The following is a 13,676-nucleotide window of genomic DNA, read 5'->3' as shown; positions in this document are numbered from 1 at the left end:
TCTTATGACTAAAAAACAAACTCGATCCATAATTGCCATTGCGGCTGTTGTTTTGTTTGTCTTTGCGGTCGGTGTCAGCGGTTGCTTGTCACCCGGCTCTGATAACAAGACGCCGAATGGTACGGACAGTACAAACAGTACAAACAAAACAAATAACACAACCGGGAACGAGGTGAATACCTCCTCTCCGAACGAAACAAACCTCTCTTCTCCGAACGGAACCAACACAACTCCGAATGGAACAAACACCACAGCTTCAAACGGAACAAACACTTCTCCGAACGGAACAAACACAACAGTGAATGGAACAAACACAACAAGGAACGGAACGAACACTTCCTTTTCAAACGGAACAAACGCGACGGTGAACGGAACGAACGGTTCAGCCGGCGGCTTTATTCACGTCACGTAACCGGGACGTGTTTTAGAAACGACAAATTCAGAATCAGAATCAAAATAGGGCAAACTTATTCAATATTTCACTCCGAAATATTGAAAATCAGCGGAAACCTTTTTATTTCCGGCGTTCTATTTTTAATTCTCTTTCTTTTAATTTTCTTTTTGTTTATTTGACTTTTTTTGTAAAAGGAAATGCCTTTTATACATCTTTTGTGTTTTTGTTTTCCTCGGCGTGTTTTTTCGATTCAATTTTTCAAATTAAAGTGGAACGCCGCCGGCAAAAAACCGGCGGAAACTGTTTGAAAATTGAGTCTTTATTGAGGTGGAAATTTTGGATTTATCAGGTATTCTCATTTACGTTTTATTTATTTTCGGCCTTGTGCTGATTACAAAGGGCGCGGATTGGTTCGTGGACTCCGCCGTCAGCATTTCAAAACGAAGCGGGATCCCAAAAGCCGTCATCGGCGCGACCATTGTCAGTTTTGCGACGACGGCGCCCGAATTTACGGTCAGTTTTATGGCAGCGATTTCCGGACACGCCGACATGGCGATCGGAAACGCGGTCGGATCAACGATTTGCAACATCGGGATTGCGATTGGTTTTATCGCGATTTTAAAAACAATTACGGTGGATGATAAGGCCTTTAATGTCAAAGCTCTTCTTCTCTTGCTGTCCGGCGCCGCTTTATTTTTGTTGTGCATCGACGGCATGATCACATGGGTGGACGGCTTGATTTTGCTGGCTGTTTTTGCGGCTTACATGGTTTACACCTATCTGGCTCAAAAGAAAAATCCGGAAGGTGCGGCTTCTTGTGAGCTTCCGGACGACAAAACGGGTATTTGGGCGAAAGTGCCGCTTTCCGGTTATAAGTTAGACGCCGTTGTTTTCATCGCCGGCGCCGCGCTGGTGATCCTCGGCAGCAAACTTGTGGTTGACAACGGCATTACAATTGCGCAGCAGCTCGGCATTCCCGAACTGATTATCAGCTTGACCGTCATTTCCGTCGGAACATCGCTTCCGGAAATCGTGACGGCGATCACGTCTTACAAAAAAGGATGCCAAGAACTTTCCGTTGGAAACATTGTCGGTGCGAACGTTCTTGATATTACGATGATTTTAGGCGTTTCGTCTCTTTTTGCCAAACTTCCGGTCAACAGTCAACTGATGAGTTACGATTTCATTTTCATGATGATTTTGTTTGTCTTGCTCGCGATTTTCGGCTACAAGAAAAGAATCACAAGATGGCAAGGCGGGCTTATTGCCGTCATTTATGTCATTTACGTGATCGGATTGTTTGTTTGGGTGTAATGCGGCCATTCAGCAGGTTGGAAATCATGAAAAATAAAAAGTTTAAGGATGAATGAAATTTTTTATTTTTCAATTATTTTAAACCCCTTTACTTTTTAATTGAATTTTTTGATTCATTTGTTTCATCAACAACTTTTTAATATTATTCCTCTCCATATCATGAATAAATCCAAAATAAATTCAGGAATGAATCTGAGGTGATATGATAAACCCATCCGAAAAACCGGCATTATGTACAATGGATGATAAAATCCGCCGTTTGGCGAAACTGGCCGGAGATGCGGCGGATATGATTAAGCAGCAGTCTTTTGTGCATCTTTTCACGCACAATGACACGGACGGGTTGACTGCTGCCGCCATTATGATTCAGGCGCTTAATCGTGAAAATATTCCTTATCAACACATTGTTCTGTCAAAAATAGATCATGGAATCGTTACCGGGTTGAAGCAAAACTTAAAAAAAGAAGCTCTTTTAATATTTTGCGATATCGGAAGCGGTCAGTCAAGTTCCCTGTCCAAATTTCCGCCTTCAAACCCGATCATTGTTTTGGACCATCATGTTCCCGTTGGAGAGTCGCCGGCCAAAATCGTTGTCAATCCGATGACTGTTGGTCTTGAAGGCGCCAATATGATTTCCGGTGCCGGTGTTTCTTATTTGGTGGCCAAATCCATGAATCCGGGAAACATTGATCTGTCCACGCTGGCCGTCGCCGGTGTAGTTGGAGACCGCCAGTTAATGATTTCCGCCAATGCTCAAATTTTGGATGATGCGAAAGGTGCCGGAATTTTAACGTCAAGATACGGGCTTAAAGTCGGCGGAGGGCCTCTGTTTGATATTTTTATGACGACAACTGAGCCGTATTTGGATATCACCGGAAATCCCGACAAAATCAATTCCTTTCTGTCCCATTTGAATTTGGCGGGAAAAACAATCGAAGAATTGACAGATGAGGAAATGAAGCGGCTGACAGACGCTGTTTTAAAGGATATTTTGGAGCACGGCAGTCCGGATGCGGCGGAAGCGGTTGTCGGTGAAATTTATTATTTGAAAAACCAATTGGTGGAAAACGTTTTTGATTTGTCGGGCATTTTGGGCAATTGCGGCAAAGATGAAGCGTTTGACACGGCCATTTCTCTTTGCCTGGGTGACCGGACTGTTCTCCGAACGGCTTGGGAAATTCATTTACGCAATCAGAAATATCTCATCGAAAGCTTGTCGGAAGCGTTTCCGAACGTTCGTACGTTAAACCACATTTCTTATGTCCACGGAAAGGATTTGCAGTCGGCCGGCGAAATTTCAACAACCTACATCCGTTACGTCGATCCGAGTAAACCTTTTGTTTGTTTGAATGAAAATGAGGACATCATCAAAGTTTCCGCCCGCGGAACACGGGATTTGATTCAGCGCGGGCTTAATTTTTCAACCGCGATCAAAACGGCGGCAGAATGGGTTGGCGGGAACGGCGGCGGACACAATATTGCGTCAGGCGGCGCCATTCCGCTCGGATCCGCTGATGCTTTTTTGGAAAAATTGGATGATCTGGTCGGCTCCCAACTCAATCCAAATAAATAATATGATAAACGGAAAGGAATACGCATAAGTGGAAAGTGACGCGGGTGATGATTTGTCCAAATTAAAAATTTCAGGAACCATTCGTTTTATTGAAGAAACAGATGCTGAAAGAAATGAAAACTTGTCTCGGAAGTTGGTTTTGTCATTGGAGCCCGATAATTTCTTGGGGATGACAACAAAAACAGGAGCCGACTGTTCCGAGATTCATCTGGAATCCGAAAAGGTCGGGTCAATTTTGGCGACGGCGGATGATTTGCTCATGAATGCTGACGGGGCGGTCCGCGTTAAAAAATCGTCTGAGAAATGAAGAGCTATGTTTGATTTCATATATGGTCGACTTTATATGGTACCCTCTATTTTGATTAATCACGAGGTGTAGAACCGTGGCGCACTGCGCCACACATTTGTCAACTTGATTTGTTTTGAAAAAACATAATATTACAGTTGGTTTTTTAAAAAAATAATTTTTTAATATGTAATTTTCTAAGAAATTCAATTTTGGTTAACTGTTCTTTTAAAGATTAAAAAAAATAAAATTTACTTGTTTTGTACATTTTATTTCTTTTTCGGTTTTTTAAATTCGTTCGACTTTTGTCTTATTTGTTTCATCTTCTTTATTACAATAAAACTCAAAAAAATTAAAATGTTATTTATACCTCCTCCCTAGTTTAACATTATTGATTTGTTGGGAGGGATTATTTTTATGGAAACCGAATCAGATGAAACTGTTTATGAAGATATAAAGTCTATATTGGATTTAGCAAGAAAAAATATCAGTTATGCTGTTAATTTTTCTATGGTTGGAGCTTATTGGAATATTGGCCGAATTATTGTAGAAACTCAAAATAAAAGAAAAGATACTGATTCATTTGATTTTTTAATTAAAAATTTTTCATTAAAATTGATAAAAGATTATGGAAAAGGATTCGAACAATCCAACCTTAGACGAATGCGCCAATTTTATCTCATGTTTCCGGTTTTAGATTCGCTATCTTCTGCATTAAGCTGGACTCATTACAGATCTCTTCTTAAAATTGAAAACGAATCTGCTAGGCAATTTTATATCAATGAATGTATTGAAAATAATTGGAGTACAAGAGAACTTGAAAGGCAGATTACTTCTTTCTATTATGAGCGGCTTTTATCTCATCAAAAAAAGAGAAAATCCACCTCAAAATCGGGTGCTGGCAAATCTCCCAAGTCCCTCTCAGATCAACAAATCATTCCGGAAGACATTATCAAAGATCCTTTTATATTGGAATTTCTAGGGTTAAATCCGGCAGATTCTTTGTATGAAAAAGATTTAGAAAAGTTGTTAATTGACCATTTACAGACATTTTTGCTGGAACTTGGGAAGGGTTATTCTTTTGTTTCCCGGCAAAAGAGGTTATCTTTTGACGGAGAACATTTCTATATTGATTTGGTTTTTTATAATTATATTTTGAAGTGTTTTGTTTTGATTGATTTGAAAGTGGGGAAACTGACTCATCAAGATTTGGGTCAAATGCAAATGTATGTCCATTATTTTACTCGGGAAATGATGAACGAAGGAGATAACTTGCCGATCGGTATTGTTTTATGTGCAGACAAGACAGATGCTGTTGTTCGGTATACACTCCCGGTGGATAATTCTCAAATTTACGCGTCAAAGTACAAATTGTATTTACCGACGGAAGAAGAACTTAAAAATGAAATTGAAACGCAACAGCATCTCATCGAACTCAATAAAGAAACAGTTTCATCTCATCGTCGTCACGGATTTGCAAATGTTTAAAGCAGTGATTTTTCCTTTTCATCCAAACGTTAATTAAAGAGAATGCTCTTTTCTGACTCATTTGTAATATTCATGATTCAATAAAAAAGGTGTTTTGATGGAATTTTACCTCAACTGTTCTTTAAAAACCAGTGCAGACCCGGCTGTTGCGAAAGACGCGATTGCCAAAATTATGGCGGAAGCCGAAACCGGAATTTTAGCGAAAGGCGCGCCTGTTGGCGAGGGTGCTAAAATCAAATCCTGGTCCCTTGGCGACAACAAAATCAATTTGGAGCTCACCTCCGGGAAAAATGTCCGCGTTCACGATGCGGTTTTACGCCTCCGAAAACAAATTGCCGAAGCGCTCGGAAAATCCAAAATCGGCGTTCGCGGTCTTGACGTCGAAAAATTCACCATTACGGTTCCGTCTCATCACGATTTAAAAAATAAGAGCATTCCTTACGTCAAATCCGTTTTGTTTGACGAAAAGGCGCAAACGCTTTGTTTGGAACTTGACGTCGGCGAATCCGAAATGAAAAACCAAGTTCCGGATCGCATTCTCACTCTTCTTGAAGACAAAATCGAACAGGTGGAATACGGCGCCAAAGCCGAACACTGGCATTTGCTTTGGGAAAGCGAAGACAGGCCGTTTCATTATGTGAACGACCCGACCGAAGACATGCTCAAAAGCGGTTGGTTAAAGCGCGGCGCCGGACGCGGACAGTGGATTCACGGTTCGGCTTCCACCAAACTTTTCCGGACGTTTGAAAAAATCGTCGTCGATGAAATTTTAACGCCGCTCGGTTACAATGAAATGATTTTCCCGAAAATGATTATGTGGGACATTTGGAAGCATTCCGGGCACGCCAAAGGCATTTACCCTGAAATTTATTACGTCTGCCCGCCAAAAACACGCGACCCGGCTTACTGGGAAGATGTGATGGACTACTACAAAGTGACCCGCGAAGTGCCGGTCGAACTGATCAAAACCAAAATCGGGGATCCGATCGGCGGTATGTGTTACGCGCAATGTCCGCCGTGTTGGGGATTTTTCCAAGGGGAAACGATTGCCAAAGACAGCCTTCCGATCCGGGTGTTTGACCGTTCCGGAACGTCTCACCGCTACGAAAGCGGCGGCATTCACGGGATTGAGCGGGTGGATGAATTCCACCGGATTGAGCTGGTCTGGCTGGGTACCAAAGAGCAGGTGGTTGAAACCACTCAAAAGCTTCACGAGCGCTACATGCACATTTTCAATGATATTCTCGACTTAAAGTGGCGAAAAGCCTGGGTGACGCCTTGGTTTATGGCGCAGGAAGGTCTGGCGGGCATTGCGGCGGATGAAGTCACCGGAACAACCGACTATGAAGCGCCGCTTCCTTACCGCGGAAAAGATGGCGAATGGCTGGAATTCCAAAATGTGAGCATCAACGGCGAAAAATATCCGGAAGGCTTTAATGTGAAATGCCAAACCGGAGAACCGCTTTGGAGCGGCTGTTCCGGTGTGGGATTGGAGCGCTGGACAGCAACATTTTTAGCGCAGCACGGACTGGATCCCGAAAACTGGCCGGAAGAATTCAAAAAGCGTTTCGGAGAAATGCCGAAGATTGTTAAGTTCATGTAATTGAAATTTGCTCCCTTCGGGCTCAAATTTCCAAGGGAGGCGGCGGAATGCCGCCTCCGTAAACGCTTCGCTTAAATTCGTCGCAACGTTTCGCATGAATCCGTCACAACGCTCCGAATTTAATTTTAAAATTCATTTTTTAATTTATTTTTTAAACGTTTTATTGTTCTTGTTTTATGTTTTGTTTTACGATAAGGCAGTGGCTTCTTTTTTGAAAAACTCGCAGAAAAGACGGCCGCCGTCTTTCCTTTTCTCGATTCGATTTAAAGAAGGCCGGCGGCCAGTCTTGAAATGCCCATTTTAAACCGAAGCCACAAGCTCCGTTTGTCGTACATTTCCTCGGTGTATTCCGTGCAATATTTCAAATCGTCCATAAAAGCGTCAATCATTTCTGTTCCGATTTTTTCGGAATAAACGACGGCATTGGTTTCAAAGTTGAGTTTGAGGCTTCGCTCATCAAAATTGGCGGAACCGACGGAGCAATATTTGCCATCGACAACCATGGTTTTGGAGTGAACAAAACCGCGGTTGTAGTTGTAAACGCGAACGGATCCGTCTTTAATCAACTGTCCGGCAAAAGCAAGCCCCGCCCAATACACAAACGGATGGTCGGGCTTGTCCGGTATAATGATTCGAACATCGACGCCCGAATAGCCGGCCAGAATCAAAGCGTCCCGGATGGTGGTGTCCGGAATCAGATACGGGGTGTGAATGTAAATGGATTTTTTGGCCGCGTTGATCAGTTTGAGATATTCTGTTTGAATCGGATTTCGAATGGTGTCGGGGCCGCCTGAAATGAGCTGCATTTTTTCCGTCCATGTTTTTTCCGGTAAAATCGGCGGATAATATTTTTTGTCCAGCGGCAACTCCTTATGCGACGCGTATTCCCAATCCATCATAAATCTCAAATTCATCGTGTAGACACCGATTCCTTCCACACGGACGGCGGAATCGCGCCAGTAGCCCAGCGGACCTTTTCCGAGATACTCGTCGCCGATGTTAAAACCGCCGACATACCCGACAATTCCATCGATGACGGCAATTTTTCGGTGGTTCCGGTTGTTCTTTTTCGGGCTTAAGAGAACAGTAATGGTTTTGTGAAATGTTGTAAATTCGCCGCCCGCTTTTTGAAATTCAACCAACTTCTTTTTCGGACCTTTGTTATTGCCGACCGCGTCAATCATGAGCCGGACTTCGACGCCGGCTTTGACTTTTTCAATCAAGATATCCATGAATTCGTTTGACAGCTTATCGTTTCGAATGATGTAGTATTCGATATGAATGAATTTTTCAGCTTTTCTGAGGTCATCAAACATCCGCTTGAATTTCTTTTCGCCTTCCGTAAACAACTCAACCGCATTTTCTTCCGTGTAAAACGAGCCGCCGGCTTTCATGAAAGCTTCGCTCATTTGATAAATTTCAATATCCTCATCCGATTTGTCTTTTTCTTTTGTTTTCAAAAGTCCGATGATTTCGTTTTTCGTCGCCAGAAGTTTGTCGTCATCTTTCTTTTTCAATTTGAATTGATGGCTTCTGTAAACGGTTTGCCCGATAAATAAGTAGACGATAAACCCGATGATCGGTACCAAAATCAAGACCAATATCCATGAAATTGTGCTTCTCGGGTCCGCTCTTTCCATAAAAATGAGCGCCATGATAAAAATAAAGTTGACAATCAAGATCAGAATCACAAGCCAATAAGAGAGCGTTCCGGTCGTAAGCCCGGATAAGAGGGACGGGAGAAATAACATCATAAATAGCACCGGCTGAACTTTAATGAAATCAAACTTAATCCATGGATTTAACGAAAATAAATTGAATGGTATATAAATAATTTAAATTATATAAATGTGTCATTGCCGTTCAAGATTGGAATTGAAAAAACAAAAAGCAGACCTCATTTTTTCCAAAATCGATAAAGCCGGTGCATTAACGCGCGCGCCGCCGCACAAAAAGAAGAAACAAAAAAATTAAACAAAAAAATTAAACAAAAATAAAGATCAGGAAAACGAATTCGATTCATGAATTCGCCCCCTGTCTGAGTTATCTTAAGAAGTAATTTCGTCCAATTTGTTTAACTTGACGGCGTTTTTAATTTCCCGGGCAATGCGGCGTCCGGTGGATAAATTCTCTTCCACCAAATCCGAATACGGGGAACCGGATACGTAAAGATTGGTTCCGGCAACGATTCTGGCTGAAATTTCAAACACTTTGATTTCAAGGTCGTCGGTAAAAACCGTTTCAAGACAGAACGATCCGATCATACCGCCGAACAATTTGATGGATTCTTCGACGACGCGGGCGCCCAGCTCAAATATAAGCGGGAGAAGCGATTCGCGGGCAACAAGCGGCGCGTTTCCGGTGACCACATAGGTGGGGATGATTCCGGCTTCAAGCAACTCTTTTGGGGATCCGAGTCTGAAAATTTCGTCGGCGTTGGACTCGACGCGGCGGTCCATGCTGAGCATTTCCAAACTTCCTTTGCTGAGCGTGTACCCGGTGTCTTTAATCGGCGAATAGAAATAGTGCAGATAGTAACGGGTTCCGACGATGAATCTTTGGATTGTGTATGTTTTTGTGGTATCAATGTGTTCCATAAAGTCTTCGTAGGTTTTGGCGATGAAGAATCCTTTTCCGCCGTGGGCGCCGTCGTACTTGATCATGACGGGACCGTCGATGTTGTGCGGATCTTCAATGACATCAGGCATGTGAATGCCGGCGCCGACAAGCCATTGTCTTTCCTTTTTGCGGATGGATTCCCATTCGAGAACGAGGCGGTTGCCGAATGTCGGCAAATCCATTTCGACGAAAATTTCAGGGCCCATGTAGGCAACGAACGATCCGTGCGGGATGATAATTGTATTTTTGGCTTTCAGTTCCTCGATGTGGTCGAGCAGTTCGCTGTATTTATTCAGAACCAAAAATTCGTCCGGTTTTCCGAGCGGAAACGCGTCGTAATATTTCGGCGGTTCCCGAAGGCAAATGCCCAGCGTTTTAAAACCTTCCTTTCGAGCGCCGTCGAAAATTTGAAGGCTTGAGTGTGAACAAATCGTTGCAATGGTGATGTTTTCAAGGTCGTAGGACTTCACAACATCCGAAATGTGTTCTTTTGTAATTACCATAAAAATGTGTCCTTGAACTTTTGAATCTAAAAGAAGTTATCATATTTAAGGTTATTTTTTAAAGAAGGAACAAGAGTCAATTTGAATGATTTTTAGGATTAAAGAAGATTAAAACTCTGCTAAAACCTAAAATTTAAAACTGATACTTTTCAAATAAAATACAAAATTAAGTTATTTGATTCGCATATTCGGATATTTTTAAGATAAAATTTAGTGCAAAGCTTATATATATTCATTCCCATTTCTGAAAAAGACTGCAGAAAACGCATTTTAAAAAATGTGTCTTTGTGGTCAATGTTGGAGTATTTTTCAACAGATATTGTTGTTATTTTTATATTATTTGTTAAATTTGTAAAACACACAAAACACATCAAAGGTTTTTGGAGAATCTGAATGGATATTACAGATATTAAAAAATATTTCGCCGAACTCATCGGAACCGCCGTCTTAGTTCTTTTCGGCTGTGGCAGCGCTGCAATTTTCGGCGCGCAGCTTGGAATTCTCGGTATTGCGATGGCTTTTGGCCTTTCAATTGTTGCGATGGCTTACGTTATCGGCGGCATTTCCGGCTGCCACATCAATCCGGCGGTTTCCATCGCGATGTTTATTGACAAACGCTTATCTGCAAAGGATTTTGTCCTTTACGTTGTTTTCCAAGTGATCGGCGGTCTTGTCGGTATCGCTCTTTTGGCGCTCATCATCAACATGGCCGACCTTGGCGGATTTCAGGCCACCGGCCTCGGACAAAATGGATTTGATTCCGCGTCCCTTGTCGGACTCAACATGGTCGGCGCGCTCATCGTCGAAATTATCTTAACTTTCGTCTTCGTTTTCACCATCCTCGGCGTGACCGAAAGCGAAAAGTACGGCTCCGTTGCCGGAATTGTCATCGGTCTTGTCTTGGTTTTCGTCCACATCATGGGCATTCCGCTCACCGGAACTTCCGTGAACCCGGCCAGAAGCCTTGCGCCGGCCATTTTCATGGGTGGTCTTGCTCTCCAGCAAGTTTGGGTTTTCATCGTTGCTCCGCTCGTCGGCGGCGCCCTTGCGGCCCTTGTCTACCGTGTCTTTAAAATGACAAACGACAGCAGTGCCAAGAAAAGCAAAAAAGCTTAATTTTATTTCCCCGGGCAGGCCTGCATTGACAGGCCTGTTTCTTTTTTATTTTTTCTATTTTGGCAGCGGCATGCGCGCGCGTTATGGCGACACTTTTCCCCTTTGATTCAAAAACATATGGGTTGCTTTTTGAAAAATCAAGAAATGAAGCCATGCTTTTTAAAAAAATCAAACAAACCCTCCCGAAAAATCAAACGCGAAGCGTTTGATTTTCTCGGAATATTATGAGGGGGATTGGATGCAGCGATGGCAGATGCCAGTTGGAAATAGAAAACAACAGATGCCAGTTGGAAATAGAAACAGCAGATGCAAATTGGAAATAGAAAACAGCAGATGCAAATTGGAAATAGAAAACAGCAGATGCAAATTGGAAATAGAAAACAGCAGATGCAAATTGGAAATAGAAAACAGCAGATGCAAATTGGAAATAGAAGATGCAAATTGAAAATGAAAAAAGAAAAGTTGAAAATTTGACGATTCAAATTTTCACGCTTTTAACAAAAAATCGTAGATCAGTTTTCGATGATTTCTTCCACTTCGATAACTTCAATCATTTCATTGCCGGCGGCATCGACTTCATCGATAACAAGGGTTTCTTCAACAACAGTTGCTTGTTGCGGAACTCTTCTTTGGCTCGGTGTTTTGATGACTTCAGTCTTTCTGACTTCGACGCGTCTGAGCGGGTAGATGTTTTTGGTTTGCTTGTAAATAGCGGAGGACATCTTTCCGGTGACGATTTCTTGAATCAAGTCTTCAAAGTTGGATTTGACAGCGCGGCGGACGACGATTCTGGTCATCAAGTTGCGGATGGCTTTGATTTGACTGGTTCTGGCTCTTTTGACGGTGAAACAGGTCGGCTTGATGCTGATAATGTATCCGTCCGCGGTTCTGACGGTCAAGATGGCGTCGATTTTGGAGGTTTGTCTTTTCACAATGGAGCGGAGGTAATCGTTGGTGAGCATGTGTCCCAAAAAGGCGGTTTCAGCGACATCGCCGTTCACGCGGACAATTCTGAATCTCATTTTCATGTTGTTTTTGGACATGTCGTTGGTCATTTCGCCGACAGTTGTCTCGATAATCCGGTCCATCATCAAAGCCGGGTCCGAGGCAACGGTTTGTCCGACGACGGTTCTGTTTAAGAATTCCGGGGCGACGATGTTGTACCATTTCTTTTCTTTCCAGCTGTCCACTTTCTTTTGTTGTTTTCTTGCCATAATTTAATCCTCCGATTATGAAATTAATTTAATTTTTAATTTTTATTTATTTTTTAATTTGTTTATTAATTAACAAATGAATTTTTTCATTTTGAGAATACGACTCAATAGATATGACGAATAAATGAAGCAAAGATTGTTAAAACGACAAAAACGAGGTCTGCATCATTCACAGATTTACATTTATAATCGAATTAAGAATCAAAAGGCTTTAAAACCCGTTGCCTTGGACAACAATTACCGACCAATTTAGATACGAATCAAAATTGCAGACTGTTGTCTCTTGGATTTTCAAGAGCCGTTGTGATTCCGAAAAACGGAATCGGGATAAATAAGAATAAAATTTGGATTGGCGAGGTGACAAGTCCTTTTTTGTATATAAAGAATATGGTTCGTATCAGCAGAGAAAAAATGAACACAGAATAAATGAACACAGAACAAATGAATGTAAGAATCAATGGGATAATGGAAAATGGGAAAATATGAGGATTATGTCTCATATTTTGAAATTATTGTTTATTGTGTTGATGATGCTGATTGTTGTGCCTGTTCATGAAGACATTGCTGATGACATATGTGTTTGAACGGATGTCGTATTTAGAACCTTTGTCATTGTAGACGACTGATTTTGCGATTTCTTTGACCGAACCGGCTGCGAATTCGGACGTTTTGTTCAGGGCTGATTTTGCCGACAAAAATACAATATACGGAACCGACATCACAATAATTCCTAAGGACACTTTTTTGGAAAAAACCATCACCATATCCGTCAAAGCCAAAACCGACATCACCCCCAGTCCGGTGAGTGTAATAATTTTGACAGGGTCGGCCGGTTCAAACAAACTGACAAGAATCCAAGATATGCACACCGTTATGACATATCCGGTGAAGAACAACGCCAAGAAGTAGTAGGAAAATACCGCAACACTTGTCAGCATCTGTTTTATGATTTGATTGATATTGTTTTTATTTTCGTTCATACAATTTCCTCATTTTCCTGATTCTATTCTTTTTTTAAAACTTTTATTTTTCCACTTGTCCCTCATGTCATCTTTTTTCAGATCAAGATAGATATCTTTTGTTACAAAAACAACGCCTGTCCCTGTGAAAAAAATCAACAGAACAACCGAAGAGAATCCGGCAATATTTTTTAAGACAATCGTCCAATAATCATTTTCAAGTCCGAGGGTGATTGAAAAATTAATGACGGCCGCCGTCGTTAATAACAATGACAAGGTGCAGATTGTCCCCGTCAAAATGGCGACGAGAAATGTACCCAAATAATAGAAATTGAGAGCAATCGCCGGAATAAAACGTTCAAACATCGGAACACCTCGGAAAGGAAAGCATCAGTAAATGCATTATTGAGATGTAGTTCCTGTCATTATATATTCTTTTTGATTTTGTTCTCAAAAATAGATAAAGATAGAGATTATTTAGATACATTATTTCCGGATAAAAATAGAAAATAGGAAAAATAGATAAAAATAGATAAAAATAGGAAAAATAGATAAAAAAAGGAATAAAAATAAAGAAGTGAATAAAAAATAAAGAAGCGATGAGGAC

The 13,676-nt window shown here is 41.6% G+C and carries 13 protein-coding genes; 8 read left to right on the top strand and 5 right to left on the bottom strand.

Annotation, left to right across the window (positions count from 1 at the left end):
- The first annotated feature begins 4 nt into the window (after nt 1–4).
- The 6 genes from MsAc7_RS04675 (at nt 5) to MsAc7_RS04650 (ending at nt 6,658) form a co-directional block, all read left to right on the top strand.
- Nucleotides 5–412, top strand: a complete 408-nt coding sequence (locus tag MsAc7_RS04675) for a hypothetical protein (RefSeq protein WP_338101773.1) — start codon at nt 5–7, stop codon at nt 410–412.
- Between the two features lie 318 nt (nt 413–730).
- Nucleotides 731–1,708 carry a calcium/sodium antiporter gene (locus tag MsAc7_RS04670; protein WP_338101772.1) on the top strand — a complete coding sequence of 326 codons (978 nt, stop codon included), beginning with the start codon at nt 731–733 and terminating at the stop codon, nt 1,706–1,708.
- Nucleotides 1,709–1,910: 202 nt separating this feature from the next.
- Nucleotides 1,911–3,281: a RecJ family nuclease gene (locus tag MsAc7_RS04665; protein ID WP_338103426.1), complete on the top strand. Its 1,371-nt coding sequence runs from the start codon at nt 1,911–1,913 to the stop codon at nt 3,279–3,281.
- A gap of 52 nt (nt 3,282–3,333) precedes the next feature.
- Complete coding sequence (locus MsAc7_RS04660) at nt 3,334–3,588, top strand: KEOPS complex subunit Pcc1 (RefSeq protein WP_338103425.1); 255 nt, start codon at nt 3,334–3,336, stop codon at nt 3,586–3,588.
- Nucleotides 3,589–3,984: 396 nt separating this feature from the next.
- Entirely contained in the window at nt 3,985–5,055 is a 1,071-nt protein-coding gene (locus MsAc7_RS04655; RefSeq protein ID WP_338103424.1) for a PDDEXK nuclease domain-containing protein, read from the top strand.
- Between the two features lie 97 nt (nt 5,056–5,152).
- The gene (locus MsAc7_RS04650) at nt 5,153–6,658 is read left to right on the top strand and encodes a serine--tRNA ligase (RefSeq protein WP_338103423.1); all 1,506 of its coding nucleotides are present in this window, start codon (nt 5,153–5,155) and stop codon (nt 6,656–6,658) included.
- A gap of 263 nt (nt 6,659–6,921) precedes the next feature.
- Here the strand turns inward: MsAc7_RS04650 and cls are convergent, their stop codons facing one another.
- Both cls and MsAc7_RS04640 read right to left on the bottom strand, forming a co-directional pair.
- Nucleotides 6,922–8,412: a cardiolipin synthase gene (gene cls, locus MsAc7_RS04645; RefSeq protein WP_338103422.1), complete on the bottom strand. Its 1,491-nt coding sequence runs from the start codon at nt 8,410–8,412 to the stop codon at nt 6,922–6,924.
- A 294-nt stretch (nt 8,413–8,706) separates the two neighbouring features.
- Nucleotides 8,707–9,780, bottom strand: a complete 1,074-nt coding sequence (locus MsAc7_RS04640) for a formate--phosphoribosylaminoimidazolecarboxamide ligase (RefSeq protein WP_338103421.1) — start codon at nt 9,778–9,780, stop codon at nt 8,707–8,709.
- Nucleotides 9,781–10,173: 393 nt separating this feature from the next.
- Here MsAc7_RS04640 and MsAc7_RS04635 point away from each other — a divergent pair, with 393 nt between their 5' ends.
- Both MsAc7_RS04635 and MsAc7_RS04630 read left to right on the top strand, forming a co-directional pair.
- Entirely contained in the window at nt 10,174–10,896 is a 723-nt protein-coding gene (locus tag MsAc7_RS04635) for an MIP family channel protein (protein WP_338103420.1), read from the top strand.
- 253 nt (nt 10,897–11,149) lie between these two features.
- Nucleotides 11,150–11,341, top strand: coding sequence for a hypothetical protein (locus MsAc7_RS04630; RefSeq protein ID WP_338103419.1), 192 nt, complete (start codon nt 11,150–11,152; stop codon nt 11,339–11,341).
- Nucleotides 11,342–11,408: 67 nt separating this feature from the next.
- Here MsAc7_RS04630 and MsAc7_RS04625 read toward each other — a convergent pair whose 3' ends face one another.
- The 3 genes from MsAc7_RS04625 to MsAc7_RS04615 form a co-directional block, all read right to left on the bottom strand.
- Nucleotides 11,409–12,110 carry a 30S ribosomal protein S3ae gene (locus tag MsAc7_RS04625; protein WP_338103418.1) on the bottom strand — a complete coding sequence of 234 codons (702 nt, stop codon included), beginning with the start codon at nt 12,108–12,110 and terminating at the stop codon, nt 11,409–11,411.
- A 509-nt stretch (nt 12,111–12,619) separates the two neighbouring features.
- Nucleotides 12,620–13,090 carry a hypothetical protein gene (locus tag MsAc7_RS04620; RefSeq protein WP_338103417.1) on the bottom strand — a complete coding sequence of 157 codons (471 nt, stop codon included), beginning with the start codon at nt 13,088–13,090 and terminating at the stop codon, nt 12,620–12,622.
- Between the two features lie 9 nt (nt 13,091–13,099).
- On the bottom strand, nt 13,100–13,435 hold the full coding sequence (locus MsAc7_RS04615; protein WP_338103416.1) for a hypothetical protein: 336 nt from the start codon (nt 13,433–13,435) through the stop codon (nt 13,100–13,102).
- Nucleotides 13,436–13,676 lie beyond the last annotated feature (241 nt).

The sequence above is a fragment of the Methanolapillus millepedarum genome, assembly GCF_032594115.1.
GTDB lineage: Archaea > Halobacteriota > Methanosarcinia > Methanosarcinales > Methanosarcinaceae > Methanolapillus > Methanolapillus millepedarum.
Note: the sequence above shows the minus strand (reverse complement) of the source record. Positions and strands in the feature narration are given on the sequence as shown.

Coding starts and splice junctions, on each gene's coding strand:
- MsAc7_RS04675 (WP_338101773.1), top strand. CDS start 5: ATGACTAAAAAACAAACTCGATCCATAATTGCCATTGCGGCTGTTGTT.
- MsAc7_RS04665 (WP_338103426.1), top strand. CDS start 1,911: ATGATAAACCCATCCGAAAAACCGGCATTATGTACAATGGATGATAAA.
- MsAc7_RS04655 (WP_338103424.1), top strand. CDS start 3,985: ATGGAAACCGAATCAGATGAAACTGTTTATGAAGATATAAAGTCTATA.
- MsAc7_RS04650 (WP_338103423.1), top strand. CDS start 5,153: ATGGAATTTTACCTCAACTGTTCTTTAAAAACCAGTGCAGACCCGGCT.
- cls (WP_338103422.1), bottom strand. CDS start 8,412: ATGATGTTATTTCTCCCGTCCCTCTTATCCGGGCTTACGACCGGAACG.
- MsAc7_RS04640 (WP_338103421.1), bottom strand. CDS start 9,780: ATGGTAATTACAAAAGAACACATTTCGGATGTTGTGAAGTCCTACGAC.
- MsAc7_RS04635 (WP_338103420.1), top strand. CDS start 10,174: ATGGATATTACAGATATTAAAAAATATTTCGCCGAACTCATCGGAACC.
- MsAc7_RS04630 (WP_338103419.1), top strand. CDS start 11,150: ATGCCAGTTGGAAATAGAAAACAACAGATGCCAGTTGGAAATAGAAAC.
- MsAc7_RS04625 (WP_338103418.1), bottom strand. CDS start 12,110: ATGGCAAGAAAACAACAAAAGAAAGTGGACAGCTGGAAAGAAAAGAAA.
- MsAc7_RS04620 (WP_338103417.1), bottom strand. CDS start 13,090: ATGAACGAAAATAAAAACAATATCAATCAAATCATAAAACAGATGCTG.
- MsAc7_RS04615 (WP_338103416.1), bottom strand. CDS start 13,435: ATGTTTGAACGTTTTATTCCGGCGATTGCTCTCAATTTCTATTATTTG.